This window comes from Pantoea sp. At-9b (assembly GCF_000175935.2).
In the GTDB taxonomy this organism is placed as follows: domain Bacteria; phylum Pseudomonadota; class Gammaproteobacteria; order Enterobacterales; family Enterobacteriaceae; genus Pantoea.
Window position 1 is genome coordinate 1 of sequence record NC_014842.1, and the last position, 21,406, is coordinate 21,406.

General features: G+C 51.7%; 19 protein-coding genes and 3 pseudogenes. 13 read left to right on the forward strand and 9 right to left on the reverse strand.

The features are described 5' to 3' along the window. The first annotated feature begins 772 nt into the window (after positions 1-772). Both PAT9B_RS28775 and lptE read left to right on the forward strand, forming a co-directional pair. Positions 773-1,843, forward strand: coding sequence for a glycosyltransferase family 9 protein (locus tag PAT9B_RS28775; protein WP_013512808.1), 1,071 nt, complete (start codon positions 773-775; stop codon positions 1,841-1,843). A gap of 8 nt (positions 1,844-1,851) precedes the next feature. Then, the gene (lptE, locus tag PAT9B_RS28780) at positions 1,852-2,448 is read left to right on the forward strand and encodes an LPS assembly lipoprotein LptE (RefSeq protein ID WP_190274706.1); all 597 of its coding nucleotides are present in this window, start codon (positions 1,852-1,854) and stop codon (positions 2,446-2,448) included. Positions 2,449-2,485: 37 nt separating this feature from the next. Here lptE and PAT9B_RS28785 read toward each other — a convergent pair whose 3' ends face one another. After that, positions 2,486-4,786, reverse strand: a complete 2,301-nt coding sequence (locus PAT9B_RS28785; RefSeq protein ID WP_013512810.1) for a TonB-dependent siderophore receptor — start codon at positions 4,784-4,786, stop codon at positions 2,486-2,488. 325 nt (positions 4,787-5,111) lie between these two features. Between PAT9B_RS28785 and PAT9B_RS28790 the strand changes: the two genes are divergently transcribed. After that, positions 5,112-5,606, forward strand: coding sequence for a hypothetical protein (locus PAT9B_RS28790; RefSeq protein ID WP_013512811.1), 495 nt, complete (start codon positions 5,112-5,114; stop codon positions 5,604-5,606). Beyond that, on the forward strand, positions 5,593-5,964 hold the full coding sequence (locus PAT9B_RS28795) for a DUF1493 family protein (RefSeq protein ID WP_013512812.1): 372 nt from the start codon (positions 5,593-5,595) through the stop codon (positions 5,962-5,964). The genes PAT9B_RS28790 and PAT9B_RS28795 overlap by 14 nt, the downstream gene beginning before the upstream one ends. Before the next feature lies 1 nt (position 5,965). On the opposite strand, the gene PAT9B_RS28800 is transcribed toward PAT9B_RS28795, so the two are convergent. Both PAT9B_RS28800 and bamA read right to left on the reverse strand, forming a co-directional pair. Continuing rightward, the gene (locus tag PAT9B_RS28800; RefSeq protein ID WP_013512813.1) at positions 5,966-6,895 is read right to left on the reverse strand and encodes a glycosyltransferase family 9 protein; all 930 of its coding nucleotides are present in this window, start codon (positions 6,893-6,895) and stop codon (positions 5,966-5,968) included. A gap of 336 nt (positions 6,896-7,231) precedes the next feature. After that, a complete protein-coding gene (gene bamA, locus PAT9B_RS28805; RefSeq protein WP_013512814.1) occupies positions 7,232-9,661 on the reverse strand; it encodes an outer membrane protein assembly factor BamA in 2,430 nt (809 codons plus the stop codon). A gap of 1,357 nt (positions 9,662-11,018) precedes the next feature. Between bamA and PAT9B_RS28815 the strand changes: the two genes are divergently transcribed. Then, positions 11,019-11,882, forward strand: coding sequence for a tyrosine-type recombinase/integrase (locus PAT9B_RS28815; protein WP_013512815.1), 864 nt, complete (start codon positions 11,019-11,021; stop codon positions 11,880-11,882). 430 nt (positions 11,883-12,312) lie between these two features. After that, a pseudogene (locus tag PAT9B_RS28820) lies at positions 12,313-12,690 on the forward strand (ParA family protein); the annotation flags it as partial. Positions 12,691-12,699: 9 nt separating this feature from the next. On the opposite strand, the gene PAT9B_RS28825 reads toward PAT9B_RS28820, so the two are convergent. Beyond that, positions 12,700-13,811 (reverse strand): IS3 family transposase gene (locus tag PAT9B_RS28825; RefSeq protein WP_150105917.1). Its coding sequence is split into 2 segments (ribosomal slippage): positions 12,700-13,550 and positions 13,550-13,811, totalling 1,113 coding nucleotides; the frame shifts between segments, so codons are not numbered across the junction. Between the two features lie 79 nt (positions 13,812-13,890). Here PAT9B_RS28825 and PAT9B_RS28835 point away from each other — a divergent pair. After that, positions 13,891-15,261: pseudogene (locus PAT9B_RS28835) on the forward strand (RHS repeat-associated core domain-containing protein); the annotation flags it as partial. A gap of 13 nt (positions 15,262-15,274) precedes the next feature. Further along, on the forward strand, positions 15,275-15,664 hold the full coding sequence (locus PAT9B_RS28840; RefSeq protein WP_013512820.1) for a hypothetical protein: 390 nt from the start codon (positions 15,275-15,277) through the stop codon (positions 15,662-15,664). A 249-nt stretch (positions 15,665-15,913) separates the two neighbouring features. Here PAT9B_RS28840 and PAT9B_RS28845 read toward each other — a convergent pair whose 3' ends face one another. Together PAT9B_RS28845 and PAT9B_RS28850 are read right to left on the reverse strand one after the other, a co-directional pair. Beyond that, entirely contained in the window at positions 15,914-16,852 is a 939-nt protein-coding gene (locus PAT9B_RS28845) for an Rpn family recombination-promoting nuclease/putative transposase (protein ID WP_369700797.1), read from the reverse strand. Then, positions 16,852-17,478 carry a recombinase family protein gene (locus PAT9B_RS28850; RefSeq protein WP_013512823.1) on the reverse strand — a complete coding sequence of 209 codons (627 nt, stop codon included), beginning with the start codon at positions 17,476-17,478 and terminating at the stop codon, positions 16,852-16,854. Before PAT9B_RS28850 ends, PAT9B_RS28845 begins: the two co-directional genes overlap by 1 nt. Before the next feature lie 366 nt (positions 17,479-17,844). On the opposite strand from PAT9B_RS28850, the pseudogene PAT9B_RS31335 reads away from it, so the two are divergent. Next, a pseudogene (locus PAT9B_RS31335) lies at positions 17,845-17,964 on the forward strand (cyclic di-GMP phosphodiesterase); the annotation flags it as partial. A 107-nt stretch (positions 17,965-18,071) separates the two neighbouring features. Here PAT9B_RS31335 and PAT9B_RS28855 read toward each other — a convergent pair. Further along, positions 18,072-18,281, reverse strand: a complete 210-nt coding sequence (locus PAT9B_RS28855; protein WP_013512824.1) for a CsbD family protein — start codon at positions 18,279-18,281, stop codon at positions 18,072-18,074. Positions 18,282-18,526: 245 nt separating this feature from the next. After that, a complete protein-coding gene (locus PAT9B_RS28860) occupies positions 18,527-18,766 on the reverse strand; it encodes a biofilm development regulator YmgB/AriR family protein (protein WP_013512825.1) in 240 nt (79 codons plus the stop codon). 644 nt (positions 18,767-19,410) lie between these two features. On the opposite strand from PAT9B_RS28860, the gene PAT9B_RS28865 reads away from it, so the two are divergent. From PAT9B_RS28865 to PAT9B_RS28880, 4 genes are all read left to right on the forward strand, one after another. After that, entirely contained in the window at positions 19,411-19,719 is a 309-nt protein-coding gene (locus PAT9B_RS28865) for a hypothetical protein (RefSeq protein WP_013512826.1), read from the forward strand. 290 nt (positions 19,720-20,009) lie between these two features. Further along, positions 20,010-20,252: a regulatory protein YcgZ gene (gene ycgZ, locus PAT9B_RS28870; RefSeq protein WP_013512827.1), complete on the forward strand. Its 243-nt coding sequence runs from the start codon at positions 20,010-20,012 to the stop codon at positions 20,250-20,252. 82 nt (positions 20,253-20,334) lie between these two features. Continuing rightward, positions 20,335-20,604: a hypothetical protein gene (locus PAT9B_RS28875; RefSeq protein WP_013512828.1), complete on the forward strand. Its 270-nt coding sequence runs from the start codon at positions 20,335-20,337 to the stop codon at positions 20,602-20,604. 139 nt (positions 20,605-20,743) lie between these two features. Beyond that, the gene (locus PAT9B_RS28880; RefSeq protein ID WP_013512829.1) at positions 20,744-20,998 is read left to right on the forward strand and encodes a biofilm development regulator YmgB/AriR family protein; all 255 of its coding nucleotides are present in this window, start codon (positions 20,744-20,746) and stop codon (positions 20,996-20,998) included. Positions 20,999-21,145: 147 nt separating this feature from the next. On the opposite strand, the gene PAT9B_RS28885 is transcribed toward PAT9B_RS28880, so the two are convergent. Then, complete coding sequence (locus PAT9B_RS28885) at positions 21,146-21,343, reverse strand: hypothetical protein (RefSeq protein ID WP_013512830.1); 198 nt, start codon at positions 21,341-21,343, stop codon at positions 21,146-21,148. Between the last annotated feature and the right edge of the window lie 63 nt (positions 21,344-21,406).

Consider the following 21,406-nt stretch of genomic DNA (forward strand, 5'->3'; position numbering starts at 1 on the left):
GGGGCCCGGAGGGGGCGGTCCGGGTGGAGGTGGACCTGGCGGAGGCGGTCCGGGCTGACGGTCATTATCTGCGAAATACAGACAGCAGGCAGAGTCAGCATTCTGCCTGCTTATGAAAGCACAAGCGGCATGAAGCAGTCATGTCGCTCGCGGAGAACAGATCCACTTCAGTGGCGTAAATGATGAAGAACGTTTACCTGCCTCCCGGGTCACCGCAAGGACCCCTTCTCTCACGGGCCATAAGGTCACCGAAAACGACGTAAGGCAATTCCTTGAATATCATAATCGTCCGGGAAAACTGGGACTCTACACCCGCGTCGGCGGTGGCCACTATCCGCTCAGCCGGCTTAACCCAAGCGAAAAAGAATTCTGGATAATGGCAGAAGACTATTGCCGGACTTACAGTGTTCCGGTGACCTTATTTCTGCGTATTGTCAGTCCCCTTATCAGCGCAGTGCCGAAAGAAAAATGACGTGTACAAATACTGTTTTGGCAGGGGTGTGACTTTTCTATCTCACCTGTATTAACCGTATTTTGCCTTACCGCGATTGCCCAGCGCTTCAGTGCAGATGTCTGAGGTCATGATTCCAGCAGATTGAACATATTTGGTTATGCTCTGAGTGAAAAGTATCTATGGGCCACTGACAATGTACGAACTGTAAGCCTTTTGCACTGAATATGAAATTCAGTGAAAAGCCGGGACGCCTCGCTGAACGTAAATGATTACGCGGAATCTGACCCTCCGTTAATCATTTCAGAGAGGTAATTTAAGGTGAAGATACTGGTCATCTGCAGAGATAACATCGGCGACAGCATACTTGCCACGCCCCTCATAGTACACCTGTCCACTATCCACGGAGCGACCACAGATGTGCTGACAAACAGCTATGCCTCGCCGGTGTTCAGCCATAATCCGCATATCCGTAAAGTGCATGAGTACAGCAAATCCAAACACTGTAAAAACCTGATCAGCGTTATCGTGGCTGCTGCCGTACGATTAAAAACCATATTCAGGCTGAGAAAGGAAAAATATGACGCGGTGATTATAGCTAAATCGTCCTGGGATCCGCATTCGGTCAAGTGGGCTGCCGGCATAGGCGCAAAGCGCGTTATCGCATTCGGGGATGAAGCCCATCCGCTGATTGACAGGCTTGTGTCCCGGGCTGAAGGCACCCTGCACGTTGCTGAAAGGCTTTTCAGGCTGGCTGCAGCCGTAACGGAAGCGCCGCCGCTGCACCGGTTTATCCCCGGGAAGAGCAGCGTCTACCCGGCCCCTGAGCTGGTAACGAAGTTCAGGATGACCTGTGACGTTGCGCCGGGCGAGCGTATCATTGCCCTGCAGATAAGCGCACGAAAACCGGCCCAACAGTGGTCCGCGAGTAACTTTATCACGCTTGCCCGCCTTATCGCTGAGCGCTACAGATGCCGCATGTTTCTATTCTGGTCACCCGGCGACAGCTCGAACCCCATGCACCCGGGCGACGACATTAAGGCGGAATACATCATCGGACTGGCGGCGCGTTACGGACTTGAGGCCGTGCCTACCCGCACGCTGGAAGAACTCAAAGCTGCGCTCTCCCTGTGTTCAGCAGTGGTGAGCAGCGACGGGGGGGCTGTACATGTTGCAGCCGCGCTCGGATTACCGGTCGTGGCATTATATGGCAACAGCGATCCGGCACACTGGCATCCATGGCATGTGCCTCATCAGGCTCTGCGGGGCAGCCGTGAACACGTCAATGATATCAGCCCGGAAAACGTTATGAATGCGATCGTTCCGCTTATCAGCCCGGCAGGTGAGCAAGGAGCCAGCGCATGGAGTTATGCCTCGCGTACCAGTGCCTGAAGTCGGCCATGGAAAATCCGGCCAGCCTGCGGGTGGCGCTGGCTGTTTTCACAGAAAACCTGAGAACGCTGAGCAGGCACAGCGCCCTTCTTTTTGTCCGTTTAGTGATGCCGGGAGCGGTACTGCTCCTGTGCGGTTGCGGCTTTCACCGGCATGGACACATCCGCGGGGGACAGACAATATCAGTCAGTCTGACAACAACAGATCCTTACGGGCCCTACGCACGAGCGGTCAGGCGAGAGCTCAGGCTGGACGGCATAGAAGTCTTGCGGAATGGCAGTGATGCCACGCCGGAAACGGTCAGGGTGGATCTGATTTCTTCCCAGGTAGGATCGGATACTGCGTCAGTATTCATTAACGGCAGTACGGCGGAATATGAAATGGTTATGGATGCCCGCGTCAGCATTACCGCACCCGGCTGCTCACCCGTGAGCGTCAGCATCAGGCCCCACAAGTCGTATATAAATTATACCAGCGGGGCGCTGGCGGTGGATGCGGCGAAAGAAGTTTACACAGAAGAGATGTATCAGCAGGCTGCTATGATGATCAGTCGCCGTGTACTGACTACATGGGATAAGCACAGCACGTGTCGTCAGCCATCCTGACAGATTCAGGGACCCGTCAGGTCCCTGAAACCGTCCATCAGAAATGCAGTCCGAGCTCTATGTAGTAGGTGCGTCCCGATTCATTATACGTCCGGGCGCCTGCGCCGTAAGCGTAAGTGCCTGAGCTGCCGGTTGTGGTTGAATTGCCTTCTCTGAAGTGGCGTTTATCAAGAAGATTTTCAATGCCGGCTGTCAGGTCGACGTATTGACTCATGCTATATACGGCGCTGGCACCAAAAAGAGCATAAGGTGAAACCTGCCATGTTTCGCTGCCGGAGGTAGCCTCTCCTTTGTAATTATACTTTTTGGGCTTCTGCTTTCCGTACCAGGTCATCGTACCCTGTATGGCTAACTTTTCAGTGGCCTGCCAGTCTGCCGTAGAATTCAGGGTAAACTTTGGAATTACGGTCAGGTAATCACCTGTGGTCTTATTTTTATTCTCAATAATGTAAGTCAGATTGTTTTTGACATTAATTGTCTCACTGACCGGGAAGTTAAGGGTCCCCTCAACGCCTTGGACGACAGCCTTGGGCACGTTCTCCCACTTGTAAACATCGGATGTGCCATTAGAGTAAGCGGCAGAGTAGCCCGCCTCAATTTTATTATGGTAGTCGTTGCGATACCACGTCAGCCCGGCCTGAAGTCCTGCGTGCTTGTATTCAATACCGATTTCCTTATTAACGCTGGTCTCTGCTTTCAGATCACTGTTTCCCTGCAGATAGCAGCTTCCTGAACTCGCGTAACAACCATTTCCGCTGCTGTAGAGCAGATAGTTCGGGTTAGTCTGGTAGAGGTTAGGCGCTTTCCAGGCGCGGGCGATGCCCATTTTCAGGGTAAAGTCGTCGCCCAGCTCCTGGGAAAGATTAAGGGCCGGACTGAAGTTACTGCCGGTGATGGTCTGATAGTTAAAACGCAGTCCCGGGGTCAGTTTCGTCGAGTCGGTCAGCTCAACATTATCTTCTGTATAAAGACTGTAAATATCGGCTGAACTGTAGGCACTACGTCCCGAGCTGGAAACCCCGGAAACGCTGCCGCCGGAACTCGTCGACTGGGTATTTGAGGTCGGATCTTTCATAGACTGATGGTTCATTTCAGCACCCAGCGTGAGTGTCTGCGGAATTCCTGCCTCAAACGGTATGCTGACGTCTGAATGCAGATTAGTGTCATTCAGATAAATAGTTGAAAACCCTGTGTCAGACGTACTGAACATGCCTTCAACGCCACCCGATAATCCTTCATTAAGCCGGCGGTTACGGGTCTTTTCAAACTGAATATAGTTGCTGGTAGTTACGCCATTATCCCAGGAACCGGTATATTTCAGGCTCAGACTCTGACGATAAATAACGTTTGTTTCTTTACCGTAGTAGGATTTAGTAAGCGTACTGGAGTTGGTGTTCTGGGTATCGCCTGCGTAAAGATTGCCCTGCCGGCTAAATCCGGCTTCAAGCTCAAAGGCTTGCCGGGGCATAAATTCCCAGCGCAGGGCAGCACCAATATTTTTATTAATAACCCCTTCACGCCCCGCAGGATACTGCCCGGCATACTTGCCGGTTCTGGCTGCTTCATGACCGCTGTTAATATCCTGCGCGTCAGCCTGTGTCTTACCCCAGTTCCCGTAAAGCCGCGCCGTCAGGTTATCGGCGATTTCTCCACTGAGGCTGGCGCTGTAGCGCTTTGTTGAACCTTCTGACTTGTGCTCCGGTGCATTGAAATAGGTGTTAAAGTTACCGTGCCACTCGCGTGTCGCTGGTTTGGTGATGATATTTACCACCCCTCCCATGGCTCCATTGCCGTAGAGTGCAGCGGCAGGTCCACGTATAACCTCGATACGCTCAATCATTTCAGGCGGCACCCAGTTGCTGTCGCCACGGGTATCCCGCTCGCCCCGCCATCCGTAGCGCACCGAGTTGCGGCTGCTGACCGGCATTCCGTCTATCAGAATCAGTGTGTTTTCCGGCCCCATACCCCGGATATCGATCTGACGGTTGTTACCGCGCTGGCCGCTGGCAGAGTTGCCGGTCAGATTAACGCCGGGCATGGTGCGAATCATCTCTGACACGTCTCTTTGTACGGGATGCTTTTTCAGCGCATCACTTTCAATGATGGACACGCCGGGTGCCTGAAGCGTCTGCTCGCGGGCGGTCACCGTGAGTGTATTTTCCTTTACAGAGTTTTTGCGTGCTGAAATTTGCAATACCGAATCTTGCGTTGTCTGCTGGGTGGTCTGAGAAACTACATTAGCATCAGTGACCTGCTGCTCTGCCCTGACAGGGGATAAGAGGCCGATACAGACGGAAGTCATAATCAATGAATTATTCAATAGAGGTTTATTGCACACTTTCCGGATCCAGAGAATATAGTGGAAAAGAACCCTATTATATTCCGGTGAGAATGATTCTCAGTTAACGTTTCCGTATGGCAGTTGAAAGATATCCGTAATTCAATTGAAAATCATCCAGTGTGTCAGCCAGGGGTGGGTGCAGTGGCAAAAATTAAGTAATTATGAACCCCAGGCAAGTGAATATTGAATGAATAAATAGCGTAAATTTTGTAAAGAAAAAACAAACTCCGTGAATTTAACAGTTATAAAAATGTCTCTGAATCATGGAAAAAATTCCAGAAGGAGATATTAAAAATGAATACGTTGTGTGGAAAGATAATGCATGACTAAGCTCCGTGATAACACACGTTGTGGCCCCATAAATTTAATGTTGAATATTTCAGGCTATGATGACGAAACGCTGGTAAATCTGCTCCCTTTGCTGAAGGAATTTCGGGTGAAAATTCCGGACCTCCGATTGACGTTTTACAACTGTAATGCTGATTACCGCTTTACCCCTGAACTGATACGCTTGCTGGAGAAGCATGTGAAATATAATCTGTTCACACCAACATACTCAGACGGCGTAAAAATGCTGACTGCCGTGATAAGACGGCAACACGTGATTCTTACGGAAGATAATATGATGGTGCTTGCAGCCGGCGCGGCGCGGATTAAGACCGTCATTTTACCCGACGCAGGCTTGCACCATGCGCAAAGCGATGGCGCTGATTATGAGGGCACAAGATTGAGAAGTCATAAAAAAAAGCTTTTTATTCGCAGGCTGAAAAGCGGGCTCATCAACGCACTGGAAGAGGCAGCATATGATCACTCGTGATATGACTGCCGAGAAAGAAATCCTCAAAATGCTGACCTACTACGCTGGAAAAGTCACGGGGCAATCTGTCTTCACAAAAAAGGATATGCACCTGCTGTGGACCGGGATAAATGAAGTTTATGCAGAAATGATGATGGACGAATTTTTCACCCGGTTTAATGTAGATTCCTCCGGCTACCAGCACGCGCTGTATTTTCCGGCAGACGGCGAGACAAGCCTTTGCATCAATCTTATAAGGTATCAGCATGGACAGGAAAGTCGTGCAAAGCCCCTTACCCTGAAACTTCTTACAGAGTCAGTCCGGGTGGGGTACTGGATTGACAGGCGGGCAGAACCCACCTGTATAAGGCGGATTTGAATCAGCTGTAAAAGCCATTGCTGCTGACACTTGTACTGAGAATTCCCTCTGCTTCAGTGTTACTGACGCGCTGACATTCGGGCGGAATATCACTCACCGGAGATGTTCCGGGATAAATCACCGGCACTCGCAGCGATGCGGCCATCCAGGCCGCGTCCCGATCTGCACTGACTAACCTGCTGCACAGGGATATCATGGCAATAAAATCAGCTGTTTTTGTCGTGGTCACCACCGTCACGACCACGTCGCTGCATAACGACTCAGCTTCGGCCATGATTGCCCTGTCCTGGTGGGCAGATACAGATTTATCTCCGGCTGATATAAGGAAAACGCGTCCACGCACGGCGAGTTCACGCATGAGCTTTGCCCATTGCACTGCGGTCCAGCCGACGCGAGACGCGGAGTTAATGACTATACCGATATTTTCAGCCGTCAGAGAGATGCAGTAGCGTCTCGCCATTAACATGGCAGACTGGAGATCAGGGTACAGCTTCAGAGAGGCTTCCCGGGTTTGCACTCTCTCAGACTCTGCAAAAGTATCAGTTCCAGTCAGCTTATGATAGTAGTCAATAAAGCCATCATCCCGGAAATAACCGGCCCACTTTGCGCCACTGAGTATTTTCCACATTCTGGACTGACGGGTACTGACAGAATTGAGGGATAGAATACAGTCGAACTGTTCGTGACGCATGGTCATGAGTGTTTTCAGAAAATTCATCCGGAAAAATAACCGTCCCCATCGCGAGTGACGGGACGTAGCGTTGACTCTGAATATTTTTCTGAGATCTGGATTTGTAATAAATAAGGGTTGCTGTTCTGTACTGATCAGCATATCGATTTTAATGAGATCGTTACAGGCCAGTTTTCTGAGAAAAGGCGTAGCCGAAAGGTTGGTGACCACGTCATCGGCACCTATAATCAGTATCTTCATGTTATTTCCAAAAAAAGCCGGCATTCACGCCGGCGAAGATAATAAGTGTCTCAATCAAGGAATGGTTTGTCTCACCAGACGTTGTAAATAATAGGTGATATAATGATTATATCAAAACATGAAACACCCAATATAAAGTAAGATTTAAGATGAATTTGTAATGCTAATGAAAAACAGATGAATGATTGTTCTGTGAGTTGCCTTCACCCTTTCTGTATCCTGCGTAATATTTAACCTCGCAAAAATTTCAGATTTCTTTCCACCTGCCAGCATAAAATTTGACGGAGTGACCGCAGGGTTAAATAAAGCCGGGAGATCTTCCCGGCTGATAGGTGACTACCAGGTCTTACCAATGTTGAACTGGAACTGTTCTGACTTATCCCCTTCATATTTCTTAAGAGGCAGGGCGTAAGAAAAGACCAGCGGTCCAAGAGGGGACTGCCACTGAAGGGCCACCCCTGACGATACGCGGATCTTGGTTGGATCGCTGTAGTCTGGGATGCCCGCAGCACGGGTTTCGGCAGTATTCTGCCATTTTGTATCCCACACGCTCCCCGCATCAACAAAAAACGATGTTCTGAGCGAGTCCGCGTAACGCTCGCTGACAAACGGCGTCGGGGTAATCAGTTCCGCACTGATAATCCCCATCGCATTTCCTCCCACCGCATCGCTGGATTTCGTGACCGGGCACGTACTGGTACTGCTCTCAGAACCATTACAGCGGTAATAAGCAGCTTTAGGGCCGATAGTGTTCGAGGAAAAACCGCGTACAGAGCTGGAGCCGCCAGCGTAAAAGTTGTCGTAAAACGGCACCTCTTTGCCGCCCAGCCCAGCTGCATATCCCGCTTTCGTCCGGCCCATCAGTACCCAGCGGTGGTCACTGCTGATTGGCAGGTAAGCACTGGCGTTCAGCGTACTCTTGTAGTAACTGTTGGTTGAGCCCGGAATGGTGACTTTGGTATTGAACCCGGCTGTTACACCCGACGTAGGAAAAAAGCCGCGATCCAGTGAATTATATCCCCAGCCGGCATTCCAGAAGAAATCATTAGCGGTATAGGTCGCATCGCTCGCTCCGTCATCATCAACCGTACGAGTTGTCACGGAAGGATGGATCCCCTGTGAACCCAGATAGCGCCACATTGAAACCTGCGGAGACATGTTGCTTACGCGGTTATAAACATAATCAAATCCGGTGCTCAGATTACTGTTTTCACTGACAGGAAAACTCAGCGTGCTGCCCGCGCCAATACTTTTCAGTGTATACTCAGACAGGTCGTTGTCTTCTGCGCTGTAGTCATTATAGAAGAGCTTCCCACCCAGACTGACACCATCTACGGTGAAATAGGGGTTGGTCGCCCCCACCTCAACATAGGTCTGATAGCTGTTTTTTGTACCACTAAAGCTTACCGTGTTACCCGTCCCCAGCCAGTTGTCCTGGCTGACGCCAAGCTGATAGCTGATACCACTGTCCGTACCATAACCGAGGCCGACATTAAACGTTCCGGTATTGCGCTCTTTCACTTTGTAGATCACGTCAACCTGATCCGGACTTCCCGGTACGCGCTGAGTGTCGACATCCACGCTCTCAAAATATCCCGTGCGGTTCAGGCGAGCCTTGCCCTGTTCAAGCTTGTCTCCTGCGAGCCAGGCACCTTCCATCTGCCGCATCTCCCTGCGAAGGACGGCATCCCGCGAAGTATCATTGCCGCTGAATTTCACCCTGCGAACGTAAAAGCGACGCCCCGAATCGACGTTAACATGTAAAATTACCGTTTTATCTGCATCATTAATTTCAGGCTGCGTGCTGACCTGCGGAAATGCATAACCATTCCGGCCAAGCATTGATTTTACAGCGTCTTCCTTAGCCGTTATGGCCGCACCACTATACAGAGCGCCCTGAGGGAAATTAGCGATTTTTTCAATTTCCGCGGCATGTCCGGACATATCTCCGGTAAAAATTACCTGAGATACATGGTAAACATCGCCTTCATGAAGATTGACGGTCAGGTATATTCCTTTCTTATCGGGCGTAAGACTGACCTGAGTAGAATTAATAGCGAAACGCGCATAACCGCGGTCCAGATAGTAACTTCTGAGCGTTTCAAGATCGGCAGCCAGTTTCTGTTTCTGATACTTTCTGTCGGCGATGAGGTTCCACCAGGGGACATCGTCCCGGAGCTGTAAGTGAGAGATGAGCTCATCGGAAGAGAAAGCCTGATTGCCGACAATATTGATTTGCTGAATTTTTGCCGACACACCTTCATTAAATACAAATTTAAGGTCTACGCGATTGCGAGGCAACGGCGTGACAACCGCTTTGACGCTGGCCGTGTATTTCCCGGAACTGTAATAAAAATCTTCCAGTCCTTTCTCAATATCTGAAAGCATGGTGCGATCAAGAGCTTCTCCCACTCTGATACCTGACGCATCCAGATTCTGCCTGAGCTGGTCTTCCTTAAGCGCCTTATTTCCGGCGAAAGATATGCTGGCAATCGCTGGGCGTTCTTTGACTTTGACAATGAGGGTATTTCCGTCGCGTAACACCTGGACGTCATCAAAGTTACCGGATGCAAAAAGGGCACGAATGGTCTGACGGATTTCTTCATCGTCCACCTGTTCACCCACGTGAACCGGCATTGTAAGCAGTACTGCCCCTCTGGTAACTCTTTGCAGACCCTCAAATTTAATGTCATTTATCATAAGTTCACCTGCTCCCGCCGTAGCAGAGGTCGCGATGAAGAGTAGCCCGGTCACTAACTTTCTCATTCTTTGTTGTCCTGATGATCCGTCTGAATAGCCATACATATTGCTTTTAAAGAGACAGGTGCATGATTCACAGATATATGTTGTTTGATATGAGTAATGCGTTTTGAGACAGTTTGCGTTCATTTTAATTCTTGAGCGTTAACGATTTTTCGATTTCATTACAGTAACCTGTAATGAATATGCAGCATTGATACTGAATGAATATTTTTTCAAAGCAGGGAATGGTATCTTGAAATAATGCCAGCGATGAGATTTTCTTTTGACAGTCACACTGAACTTGTTTGTTTTGTCTCTGTCATATGCATACCTGTAATATGCGTAATGGAAAAGAGATGATTTTTACTATCAATAAACACAGCTGCAACAGAACAAAACAAATTTATTATGCTGTCAGCCCTCAGGGGTGCATATTGGTGTTGTCCTATAATATCCCCGTGTTTTTTTGCCAGGGGGACAGATTTATAAGAATGAACGCCGGGTCCATTATCTTCCAGGGAAGGTTAAAAATGCCTGTTTTTACTCATTACTTTGGCCACTGCGTCTTCACAGCTGAGAAAGTATACCGGAAAATGGTGAGTGCCGATCTCTCTTATGAACGGTATATTCGTGTTTCATAGTTTTATGTTTGAAAACAGGTGGATTTGAATGCCGAAATTTTTCTCCAGCAGGCTTATGCAAATTTAAAATATTATTATTTCAATAAGGGATGCTTAGCACTTCAAGATTTTTTTTATATCTTTTATGATATGATGACTTTTCTTTGATTCACTTTCAATTTCCCTGCCGATTTCTCAAAATTACCAGACAGGTTATTACATTTAATATCAACTCTATTCTGAACCGCCACTTCGGGGCTTTAACCATTGCTACATTCAAACCAGTGCTTAGACCGCTCGGGCATCTTTTTTCTTAGTCATAAACTGAATCTCCTGTGAGTGCCTGCTCCGGCATTGCTGACTTTTCCGGCAGCAGAGTAGTGTTTGCTGACGGTACAGACAATAAGCGCCCTGTACCCTTCAGCCCTTGATGTTATGAGCATTTCGCGTGCCAGCGCAGTGTTTTACTCAATTCAGTGGGTAGCCAGGCATCCACATCAGAGTGCCTGGACTGCGCCCTGCCCCGCCTGTTTTTCCTCTTTTCTCTTTACTTCAGTGAGTTACGTAACTTTTCCAGTCGGAACCGCCGCCGATCGCCCCGCTTTTTATTCCGGGCCGTCCAGGTTATTCTCCGTATACGGAAGAATAGCCGGAAAACCGATCCGAAGAGGATCCGGTGAGGATCGATTTATTCCCGTGGTTTTCGCTGGACAGACGCGCGAAAATACGTTCTCACATGCCAGACGACGGAGATTGAAAATCTGAGCACTTTACCCCGCGAAATCCCGCAGAATTCGCACAGCGTTGTCACTGAGCATAATCTGCACGATCATGGCGCCGCGCGCTACTTTGACTATGAAAGTGCGGTAGCGCTGCGCAACCTCGCCGCCGCTTACGGCACCGACATGCCCCGCTACCTGCTGGCGCCCGAGGTGGCGGTACTGCTCGCTAAGGTGACCGATCTCCGCAAACGGCTGTTCATCGACGCCCTGTGGAATACCGGCGGGCGACTGAACGAAATACTGCCGCTGACCCGGGAGGACTTTGTGCTCGACGACCCGCTCACCGGCGCGCCGCTGTCGTCACCGTTCGTGGTGCTGCGCACCCTCAAGCAGCGCGGGCTCGAGGAGGCCGCAAGAAACCGCAGCCGCCGGCGCGGGCGCCCGACGAAGGAGGAGCAGCAGGCGGAGCGGGAGGCTGAGGCCGAAATCAGGGATAACCCGCCGCGCGCGGTGCCGCTCACCGATCCAGGGTTCGTGCAGCGGTTAAGAGAATGGTTTGCGACGGTAAACCCGCCGGCGGGCGCCCGGCTGTGGGATATCAGGAGCGAGGATACCGCGCGCAGCTGGATCTCACAGGCGGTCGCGGCCGCCGAGCGTGACGGCGTCACCTTCTCCATCCGGCCGGTGACGCCCAAAACGTTCCGGGACTCGTTTGCGATGCACCTGGTGCAGCACCAGGTGCCGCAGAAGGTCATCCAGACGCTGATGGGGCACAAGGACGCGAAGTCCACCGAGTGGTACACCCGGGTGTTTGCGCTGGACGTGACCCGCCAGCTCGGCGTGCGGTTCTCGATGGATCCGGCTGAGGCACGCTCACTGCTGCTGCCCGGGGGGCGCCTGTGATAGCGGACTGGCGGAATTTTGTGACGCTGACGGACCTGCTGCTGATGGCCGGGCTCGCGGCGGTGGCGATGCTCAAAAAGAATGGGATATGAATATCACATGTCAGCGTAAACCCGGGGACTGTTAGTCCCCTGCTCACTAGAAAAAACTTATTGTACTTTTCTGAAGTTACTCTAGCCTGCCCTGCGGATAATCAATCATTATTTCATGAATATCCATCGTGTATACGTTGAATACCCCTTGGGTGTCTTTTGTGGTTCTGATGTGTATCTTTTGTGGTTGCATTGGGTACGCGAGGTGCTTGCCAACAATATTCTTTAGTGATATAAAAAACTAGTCCGCAGATATGCATTGGATATCTTGAGTGGATTCTCTGTGCGCACTTGGTGGATTCAATGTGCACTTGTCAGGTATACACTCGGTGGCGAATATGACAGTTATTGTTATGGCACATAATAAGGGCGGGGCAGGCAAGACTACTTCAGCTGTCCATATAGCGGGCGAACTCAAACCAACTAAAGCCCTGGACCTCGATACTCACAAAGGCCTCTCAATCATTCATGGTTTACGTCCTGAAGACAGGCAAATTCCTATATCAATCCCTGAGACCCAGGAAGAGTTGGTTCAAGAAATCAATCCGTTTAAAGAAAGCGAAGATATTTTATTTATTGACTGTGGTGGCTTCGACTCCGATATGACCCGTACAGCCGTCGCTTTTGCTGACCTGATTGTCGTCCCTGCGAAAGATTCTCTTACCGAGAGAATAGGTCTGATGAGCTTTGACAGAGTGTTGGGAGAAATTGTAAGCACACCCCTTTTAGTTCCACGCATCTTTTGAGATTTCCGGCTTTTCAGCCATCAGCCGGTACTCTTCCGGCGTCAGGTTATTCAGGGATTCGTGGGGGCGCTCGCTGTTATATTCAGCCAGCCAGTGCTCTGTCATTTCCCGTGCTTCATTCAGTGTTCTGAACAGATAAAAATCCAGTATTTCTGTTCTGTATGTCCGGTTGAACCGTTCGATAAAGGCATTCTGCGTTGGCTTGCCGGGCCTGATAAATTCCAGCATCACACCATGCTCTTCTGCCCACTGTGCCAGCGTCAGCGAGATCAGCTCAGGACCGTTATCCATCCGCATCTTCAGCGGATATCCACGGTTTGCCACGATCCTGTCCAGTACTCTCACAACCCGCTGCGCCGGGATATTCAGGTCAATTTCGATCGCCAGCGCTTCCCGGTTAAAATCATCCACCACGTTGAAGGTCCGGAAGCGTCTGCCGCACACCAGCGCATCGTGCATAAAATCGATGGACCAACTCTGGTTCATCGCCTCCGGCGTTACCAGCGGAGCCGGATTACGCACCGGCAGGCGCTGTTTTCCCTTACGGCGAAAATTCAGTTTCAGCAGGCAGTAAATCCGGTGAACTCTTTTATGGTTCCAGGCGTTGCCCTGCCTGCGAAGTACCTGAAAAAGCTTTTTAAATCCGTATCGTGGATAGCGTTCAGCCGCCACGGTCAGCGCCATAATCACCGGTTCATCACGTTGCGTATCCGGCTGGTAACGAAATACCGTCCTGCTCAGCGACAATGTCCTGCATGCCTGACGTAAGCTCATGGCAAACTGCGCGGTCAGATAGCTGACCAGCTCACGCTTTATCGCTGGTTTTAAAGCTTTTTTTCAATAACGTCTTTCAGTGCGCGGCACTCGAGACTCAGGTCCGCAAACATCTGTTTCAGCCGGCGATTTTCATCCTCAAGGTCTTTCATCTTTTTGATATCAGAGGCTTCCATACCGCCGAACTTCGCTTTCCAGTTGTAGTACGAGGCCTCAGAGATCCCGGCCTCGCGGCAGACGTCTTTAACGGTGCGTCCGACTTCGACGGACTTCAGAACGGCGATGATCTGGTGTTCGGTGAATCGTGCTTTGCGCATGGCGATCTCCTCCAGGAACATAATCAGTATGCCGGAAGATCTCTAAATGTGAATGGTCCGGTTTACCGGGATGCTTACACAGCTGCGGGAATACGACAGCAGCGGCCGCCGTATTCTGCAGCGCAGCCTGCTTTCCACCGGCGTGACCCTGCCGGAGCAGGACATCCTGTCGCGCGCCTTCCGCTACACCGCCCGTGACGAACTGGCCGGCGTCAGCGACACGCTGCGCGGGGAAATACAGTACGGGTACGACGCGGAGGGCCGCCTGCTGAAGCACTACGAGGCGCGGCAGGGGCACCGCAGCGACGCGTTCCGGTACGACTTGGCCGATAACCTGCTGCCGGAGGATGACGGCCTGCCCGCGCCGCCGGTTACGGATAACCGTCTGGGGCAGTGGCAGAACCTGTTCATGGAGTATGACGGCTGGGGCAACCTCATCCGCCGCCGGCGCGGGACGGAGGAGCAGCACTATGCGTATGACGCGGAAAACCGGCTGATATCTGCCCGGGGCACGGGGCCGGAAGGCGCCTTTGAGGCGCGCTACCACTGGGACGCGCTGGGACGGCGCACGCGGAAAATCGTCACCACCGCCCGTGGCACGGAGGAAACCCGGTTCCTGTGGCAGGGCTGGCGTCTGCTGCAGGAGCAGCAGGAAAACGGGGCGTGCAGCACTTACGTGTATGACCCGGCGGAGGAGTGGAGCCCGCTGGCGCGCATTGACCACCGGCAGCATGAGGCGCAGGGCGATATCCTGTGGTTCAGCACCGACCTGAACGGGGCGCCGCTGGAGGTGACGGATGCGTCAGGAAAGCTTCGCTGGAGCGGGCAGTACGGCAGCTTTGGTGAGGTGACCCGCCAGACGGACGGGGTCTACCGCCGGGCATCGCAGACGTCGCTGTCACACCAGCCGTTGCGCTACGCCGGGCAGTACGCGGACGCGGAAACCGGGCTGCATTATAACCTGTTCCGGTACTACGACCCGCAGACGGGGCGGTTCACGGTGCAGGATCCCATCGGCCTGGCGGGCGGCTGGAACCTGTACCAGTATGCGCCCAACCCCCTGACCTGGATTGACCCGACCGGACTCTCCCGCTACCCGGGAGTTGATTTTTCAGGCAGCGACGCCCTGTATCCGGATGGTGAAAGCATTGTTAAAATCCAGATGACCGGCAGCCGTTATGGTGATTTTAAAGCCGCTAATGAAATCGCGGGTTATGCGAATGCGTCGGGAAATATCACAGGTAAATCCCATCCGGAAAATTATACCGGGCACCACCTGAATGACTACGATCCGGTATCAAATACATCAACGATGCAGCTGGTTGACACCAGTGCACATGAAGCGACTTTCCCTCATTCAGGTTCAGTCAGCCAGTTTGAACAGCATCACGGCGTTAAATACGAATCAGCAGAAGCCAAAAAAACGGCTAAATCATTAAATTGTAAATAGACGGGATGATCACATGAACTCAGAAAACCTGAAGTTTTACGAAGATGACGAAGGTATGGCAGCTGAGCTGGTTCTGCCGGCATTAAGTACCGATCCTGTGCAGTGCATCAATCCTGAGTCGGCAACTGTTGATGAGAAAATGAAAAATGACATTGATTTTCTTATAGCAAAACAGACTGACTTTGCAGTGAAAATTGAGCAGGAAGCAGAGAAATACTGTATACGGGTGTACGGACAGAAAGCTACGGACCTCACACTGGTCAAGGTCTATCTGTCGCCGGATGAGGAAAATGAATACGGATTTATGTATTCCACCTCTCTGGACAATGAACACGGGGTCGGAATGAAGTTCAGCGGTCTGGATATGAAGAAAATCGGAAGCAGCGAGACGGCATTTTTATAGATTAAAATTTGCATGCCGGAACAGGCTTTATGTCTTTACATACATCGATAAATACTGCCCGCTGGCAGATGGAATATGACGATTACACTTACTGGTTCATCACCCTCACTAACAGAATAAAGGTGATGAACCGGGAATCGTTGCTGAATACATGAAGCATCCACGGTATCTACGTGTCTGGTACCCGGTTAACTGATCAGAGGCCGCCTCTGCTGAGGGGATACGTAACAAATGATCTCCGTTTCATTTTCAGTGACGGAGCCGAAGCAGTTCTTCTTCGGTCAGTCCGGTCATTTTCATGACAGTACTTCTGTCCAGGCCGCTCTTCAGCATGGTCCTAGCAATTTTAAGAGTTGCATCGCGCTCACCTTCCAGCTTCCCTTCCTGACGCCCTTTTTGTTCGCCCAGTTGAATACCTTTCTCAATCCCTTTCTGTTCAAGCTGTTGTGCAATCGTCATCAGTTCATCCTCATGCTGCGGCACTCTCTGCGCCAGGTTACGTACAAAGGTCTCTGCGTCTGACGTTTCGCCCGTCTGTACCAGGTAGTTTATCAGCGAAACCAGCTGCTGTCCCGTCAGATGACCGGTCACCAGCGTGGCGGCCAGCTGGTCCAGCAGGTCAGCCAGGTCCCGACGGTGAATGTGTTTCTGCAGCAAGGTCAGTGCGGCCATGCTGCGGTGGTTCATGATGTCATCGTCCGGAATGACGGTGACGTCAACCAGCGGAAACGCACCACTGTAAAGCGTGCCGGCCAGCTGAGGGTCATCAAACTCATCCAGCCAGCGGGTGGAAAACGGATAAGGGCTGCGCTTTCCGGTGTAAAACAGCACCGGAATAACCAGCGGCAGCTTCTTATGACCGCTGTCAAGATGACGCTGCATGGCCGCCACGGCATAGCGCATCAGGCGAAAGGCCATGTGCTTATCCGGCGAGCTCTGGTGCTCGATGAGTACCTGAATGTAGCCGTCACCGGCCGTTGTTTTCAGGCTGTAGAGCACGTCGCTGAAATACTGGCGGAGATCCTCCTCGACGAAGGAGCCGGATTCCAGCTTCAGGGTGCTGAGGTCGCAGACAGCGCGCAACTCTGCCGGGAGGTGCAGCTCGATAAAGTCACGGGCCGTAGCCGGATGCGTAAGAAACGCCTTGAAGGCTGCATCGTGCGGCACCGGTGTCGTCTTTTTCATTATTATTCCTGCTCTGCCTGTCCTGGTGAAGTTATATTATCACTCAGCTGCCTCGCGGCAGTGTCGCGGATGCGCATTACGGTCTGCCGGGTGGTGCTGAACTCACGTGCCACGGCAGCAACGCTGGCACCGGTGCTCAGTCGCGTCAGTATCTCCCGGCGTTGTTCCGGCGTCAGGGAGAACGGCCTGCCCGGATGGCGGCCTGCAGCCTTCGCCCGTTCAATGCCAGCCTGAGTACGTTCAATCAGAAGGTCACGCTCAAATTCGGCCACCGCCCCAATGACCTGCATGGTCATGCGACCGGCAGAGCTGGTAAGGTCAACCCCACCAAGAGCGAGGCAGTGCACCCGGATGCCCCCCCCTGCCAGCCGTTCAACGGTCGCCCTGACGTCCATTGCATTACGGCCAAGACGGTCAAGGCGGGTGACGACCAGAATATCGCCCTCCTCCATCCTGTCGAGCAGCCGGCAGAAGCCGGGTCTTTCACCGGCTGACACTGAACCGCTGATGCATTCCTCAATAATGCGGTTGCCCCGGACGGCAAAACCCGCCTGTCGGATCTCCTGCCGCTGATTTTCCGTCGTCTGGGTCGAAGTGGAAACCCTGCAGTATGCAAACACGCGTGACATAATCAAAAATTCGTCCGAAAAGGGTGTAAATTATAACCTGAGTGTAAACAAAATGAAACCCTTATTTACGTACATGGCTGGTATTGGGTGTCCGTAAACGATCGTATCCCTACACGCCTTTAATGGTTACAATGAGTAATTATGACTGTATAGGCTTTGTGTAGAGAGGCTAACGGGTTGAAAGGCTGCGCCGGAAAATATTTCTTCAGTATATTATTAGCATGATTGTCATTCATCGGATGATCTAGATCCGTACGACCTGGTTTTGCTGAGAGAACGGAGCACAGGCTGGTAACACCCTCTCAGAGTTACCGCACAGGAGCAGAAAGCAGGAAAACTCACCTATCTGTATCCAGTGGAATCAGCATTGCATGTACTGAGGAATGGATGTGGCTTGAGGCAGCAGGCGTGATTAACTTTCAGGGCAGCCTGTTCACAGCTAACGGAACGGCAGTCGCATGGCCGGAATATCGGGAAGCGGGATGAAAAGTCCTCCTGCCGGCCTGCACTCAGGTTGTTGAAAAGGCTTCGCAGTACCGGAGCACACAGGTAATACAGCAGCGTTGCCGGAAACGGCAACGCGCACCGGAGGGTTACCAGTGGTATCTGCCTGAGTCTTCCCACTCTTTGACTTCTTTTTCAGCCCGGTCTTTTTCGTAACCATACCGTTCCTGAATTTTACCAACCAGCTGCTCGCGTCTGCCTTCAACGACGGTCAGATCATCATCAGTGAGATTACCCCACTTTTCCTTCACTTTCCCCTTGAACTGCTTCCAGTTACCGCCGATACGATCTTCATTCATGACATTTCTCCTTCATGCTGCACATGCCCTGATGGGCGGTATGCCGGTCAACATCCCCATGACCAGCGTTGTTTTTAATGATGGCATAAATAACAGAAAATGCATGAGTAACAGCGGATCAGACTGAAAACAGGGGTGTTTTAAACCATTATGTGCCATAAGGCAGTATGCAGGGAGGGATAAATGACATGTCAGGTTGCGGTTTTTACAGGAAAAATGTCCGGCCACTGCGGTGTCCTGCCCGGTCATTTCCTGAACAGCATACCGATAAGTTCGCGCAGGTGCCCGGCATCTGCTTCATCCCCGGCCGCATCAAGCCGGGCGATAAGTTTCAGGCAGACGTTGATACGCGTAATTTTCCTGTCCTGCCGGAGAATTTCCATGGCGATCGCCCCGAGAATTTCCGTCTGACGGGGGTGAGTCACCCTGCTGAAGCAGCCGGAAAGTCCGGCCTGTCTGTCCGGGGGAAAACCGTCCTGACGCATAAAATTCCTGAAGGGTGATAATTGTCCGGATGCAAAGTAACCGATATGCGGGTCCCTGTACAGAACTGAGTGACCGGGGTGGTAGCTGCAACAGTCAGGGGGAAAATATGTATCCCGTGCCGGATACGGAAAAAGGAAGCATACGGGGGATACATGCTGTATGAAAATAAATACCGAAAGAATTTATCCCACCGCCTGAATTAATTCAGCCAGATGTCCTTGCTGAATCCGGAATATCGTAATGTTTAGCGGGTAATATACAGCTCGGGCCGGGTATGCTATAATCGGAGAGCCTGCCCGCTGGGCCTCATATAAACACAATTCTGAATCCCTTATCGCCCGTGGCAGACCGGGATCGCATAATCTGACCGGAGAATGACAGGCCGGACAGGGACAGGTTTTCATGAGCGGAAATGTGTCGGTAAGCTGCCTCCGTAAAGGCTTAAATGCATTTTGATATTTTTCCTAATCCAGCCGGGAAGTTATTTACGGCATATATATTTCCTTGTCTGTGACTTATTATTTTTTCAGGGGTATTTCAGTGATTTAATCTAAGAAATGGTGTCAGGGATCTGGATCTTATTGAAAGATGACCGTTGAATACTAAAATGTAATTATCATTTTTCGTCAATGGAGGATATACCGTGTTATTTCACGACGATGAGAAAGGTCACGTTATTATTGGTGAAGCCGCGGTGAACCTGGCTCTCGGCAAGAAAGAAATCAGCGTCAGTTCCCTCATCGCAGAGCTCAGCCAGATGGCAGAAAGCAAAGCCGGCGAGGACAGACTTGCTCAGATTGCAGACGCCCGGCGCTGGCTCAGGGAATTTATGCAGCCGGGCCGCCGTGATCAGGCGGTACTGCACTGGCTGACGGTAGCGGGGCCGGACGACGGCGGGAAACACAGCACGGATGTTATCCGCCTCCGCCCGGAAGACCACGATGAACGATAACCCTCATATCGTGCGTGCCGGTGCAACCGCAACCTGCTTCATGATGCCCGTTTCAGGGTGCAGACCCGCCCGTGTGCATCCTGTACATCTTTCTCACTGCCACTCATACCTGTACACCCGCATTATCTGCCTGCTAATACTCACCTAAGTTACTGTTAAGTATTAGCAAGCACTTTTTGCAAAAAAGCGTAAACGGGAGTTAAACAAAATTACTGTACAAGTTTGTTTTCTTTGTATAACTTTACCTGAAGCCAGAACCGGCTATATTTTAATCACCTGAGAGGTTCGCCATGCGTCAGAACGTTACGAAATATCCGGACACGGCCAGCGACATTGCCCACTATTTCAGTAAGCTGCCACAGCCGTCACAGCAGGAAACGCTCGGGCAGATTGTGGTTGAAATTCTGCGCGCAGGAAACAACCTGAACCGCAAGGCCGTGTGCTCAAAATTGATCCTTCGCCTTGAGGTGGCTTCCAGCCCGGAAGAAGAACAGCACTATCATGAACTTATCGGTCTGCTGTTTGGGCGCTGAGTCTTAAGTGTTTCTGAGGGCCCCACGGAGCGGCGGCCTGGTTTTTTTGCCCCGAGACGGCATATGCATCAGAGATTAGGTTATGCAGAGAGATAAAGCTGAAAGACTGACGGATATCGTTATCGGCGAAGCCGTCACGGTCATGCTGGCAGAAGATGATGCCATCAGCGCAGAGGCACTGGCACGGCAGCTCAGCAATATGATGTCGCGTGAGTCAGATCCCGGCCGGCTGACGGCCCTGCAGCGGGCCGTTGCGGAAGTGCAGGCTGTCCCGGCAGGTGCTCAGGATAGGCAGGGCACATCAGTGCATGCTTTCGCGATACCGGTCAGGCCGGATATCAAAAAGCATTAAGCGACAGGACAACTTTCCGGCACAGGCGGAAAGCGGGAAGGAACCCGCAGGATGCGGTCATCTCCGGATGGCCGTTTTTTATTTCACGCGGATTTTTCCGGCTCAGTTACCCGCAGTGGCGCGGGCATGGGATAACAGCATGCAGCAGAACACACCCGAAGCAGAACTCATTAATCATTTCCGCAGCGGAGGCGATAAGCTGGCGGCTGAAACCGTCGTGCTGGACGCCGTCATTCGCGACATAGTGGTGCACGGCCGGAAAGTGACCAGCAAGGCCATCATCCTGTATCTGATTGCCGAAATAGAGAGCACGTCTGACGTGGTAATGCTTGACGTGCTGCGCAGCACGCTGGAAATCGTGGTCGGACGCACGCCGGACGACGAAGGTTTCTGACCTGCCGCCTCCGCAGGACAGCCTGTGCGGCTGGCGGGAACCTGATGAATTTCTCCCGGCAGTAAAGTGATAATATCAGTTCAGTGCTGGAGAGGCTTCTGACATCTGCCCGCGGTGTGTACCAGTACGTGAGTATTTTTACAGGGGTCAGTGCATCTGGCGGGCGAGCAGGCGAACAGCATGGCGACAGGCATCGCGCACATCCTGGCCCGGGGCTGACTCGCCCATCTGATGCAGGGCGGCAGTGATATCGTGAAGGGTAAGATGCTGTCCCGGCTTAAGAAGGCGCGCCACAACCGTTCCTATAACGGCATAGATATCTTCAGCAGTGGTGTCATTTTTCACATGAGCTCCGGCTGGGGGTGTATTAATATACAGTATAACAGATGACCTCAGTGCTGTCAGCTC

Excerpts from the sequence above, each read along its gene's own strand:
- lptE (WP_190274706.1), top strand. The coding sequence starts at position 1,852 with ATGGAAAATCCGGCCAGCCTGCGGGTGGCGCTGGCTGTTTTCACAGAA.
- PAT9B_RS28790 (WP_013512811.1), top strand. The coding sequence starts at position 5,112 with ATGACTAAGCTCCGTGATAACACACGTTGTGGCCCCATAAATTTAATG.
- PAT9B_RS28795 (WP_013512812.1), top strand. The coding sequence starts at position 5,593 with ATGATCACTCGTGATATGACTGCCGAGAAAGAAATCCTCAAAATGCTG.
- PAT9B_RS28800 (WP_013512813.1), bottom strand. The coding sequence starts at position 6,895 with ATGAAGATACTGATTATAGGTGCCGATGACGTGGTCACCAACCTTTCG.
- bamA (WP_013512814.1), bottom strand. The coding sequence starts at position 9,661 with ATGAGAAAGTTAGTGACCGGGCTACTCTTCATCGCGACCTCTGCTACG.
- PAT9B_RS28840 (WP_013512820.1), top strand. The coding sequence starts at position 15,275 with ATGAACTCAGAAAACCTGAAGTTTTACGAAGATGACGAAGGTATGGCA.
- PAT9B_RS28850 (WP_013512823.1), bottom strand. The coding sequence starts at position 17,478 with ATGTCACGCGTGTTTGCATACTGCAGGGTTTCCACTTCGACCCAGACG.
- PAT9B_RS28855 (WP_013512824.1), bottom strand. The coding sequence starts at position 18,281 with ATGAATGAAGATCGTATCGGCGGTAACTGGAAGCAGTTCAAGGGGAAA.
- PAT9B_RS28860 (WP_013512825.1), bottom strand. The coding sequence starts at position 18,766 with ATGCGTCAGGACGGTTTTCCCCCGGACAGACAGGCCGGACTTTCCGGC.
- ycgZ (WP_013512827.1), top strand. The coding sequence starts at position 20,010 with ATGCGTCAGAACGTTACGAAATATCCGGACACGGCCAGCGACATTGCC.
- PAT9B_RS28875 (WP_013512828.1), top strand. The coding sequence starts at position 20,335 with ATGCAGAGAGATAAAGCTGAAAGACTGACGGATATCGTTATCGGCGAA.
- PAT9B_RS28880 (WP_013512829.1), top strand. The coding sequence starts at position 20,744 with ATGCAGCAGAACACACCCGAAGCAGAACTCATTAATCATTTCCGCAGC.